Below are 1,310 nucleotides of genomic sequence, written 5' to 3'. Positions count from 1 at the left end.
TTATCAAGACGTGCTGCGCAAATCACTTGAATTTCACCAACAGCTAATCAGTTCATAACTCAATCCTTTGGCGAAGAGGTAGTATGGCTATGGCGGCTCTGGTAAACTCTGCGCTCCAAAAATTATGAGGTTTATCATGTCCGTTAATTTTGCTGATCTTGGCATTGAACAACAGTTAGTCGAAACGTTGAACAATATGAATATTGTGACGCCAACGCCAGTCCAAGAAAAATCGATTCCCCACGTACTGGAAGGCAAAGATCTTCTTGCGGCTGCGCAAACGGGTACCGGTAAAACGGCGGCATTTGGTTTGCCGATTATTCAGGCGGTACAGCAAAGGAAACGTAATGGCACACCTCACGCTCTCATCCTAGTTCCGACTCGTGAATTGGCGCAGCAGGTGTTTGACAATTTAACGCAATACGCGGAACACACGGATCTACGTATTGTTTGTGTGTACGGCGGTACAAGTATTGGCGTGCAAAAGAACAAGTTGGAAGAGGGCGCGGATATTCTTATTGCTACGCCGGGCCGATTGTTAGACCACTTGTTTAACGGCAACGTAAACATTTCTAAAACTGGCGTGTTGGTGCTTGATGAAGCTGACCGAATGTTGGACATGGGTTTTTGGCCTGATCTGCAACGCATTCTTCGTCGACTACCGAATGACAAACAAATCATGCTGTTTTCGGCGACGTTTGAAAAACGCATTAAAACCATCGCTTACAAACTGATGGATTCTCCTGTTGAGGTGGAAGTGTCTCCAGCGAATACAACGGCAGAAACGGTTAAGCAGATGGTGTATCCAGTTGATAAAAAGCGTAAGCGTGAGTTGCTAGCGTATTTAATTGGTTCACGAAACTGGCAACAAGTACTTGTTTTCACTAAGACCAAACAAGGCAGCGACGAGCTTGCAAAGGAGCTCAAACTGGATGGTATTAAAGCGGTTTCGATTAATGGTGATAAATCGCAAGGTGCTCGCCAGCGTGCACTTGATGAATTCAAGCAAGGTAAAGTTCGAGCCCTGATTGCGACAGACGTGGCGGCGCGCGGTCTAGATATTCAAGAGCTTGAACAAGTGGTGAACTTTGATATGCCATTTAAAGCCGAAGACTACGTACATCGTATTGGTCGTACTGGCCGCGCGGGTAAAGGCGGTTTGGCCGTTTCGTTAATGAGCCGAGATGAAGAATATCTGCTTCGTGCGATCGAAACGTTGTTAGACCAGCGTTTGCCTCAAGAATGGCTCGAAGGATTCGAACCAAGTCTAATCGAAGAGGTAGAACCTGAGCGTGATGGTGGCGGTCGTC

General features: G+C 46.6%; 1 protein-coding gene. It reads left to right on the top strand.

Going from position 1 to position 1,310, the window contains the following annotated elements; genetic code table 11:
• Positions 1-136: 136 nt before the first annotated feature.
• Positions 137-1,310, top strand: a 1,174-nt coding sequence (locus R7O12_RS25225) for a DEAD/DEAH box helicase (protein WP_318126799.1), incomplete at its 3' end; no start/stop codon positions are given.

This window comes from Vibrio sp. Vb1574 (genome assembly GCF_033338675.1).
This window is presented reverse-complemented; position numbering and strand designations above follow the sequence as displayed.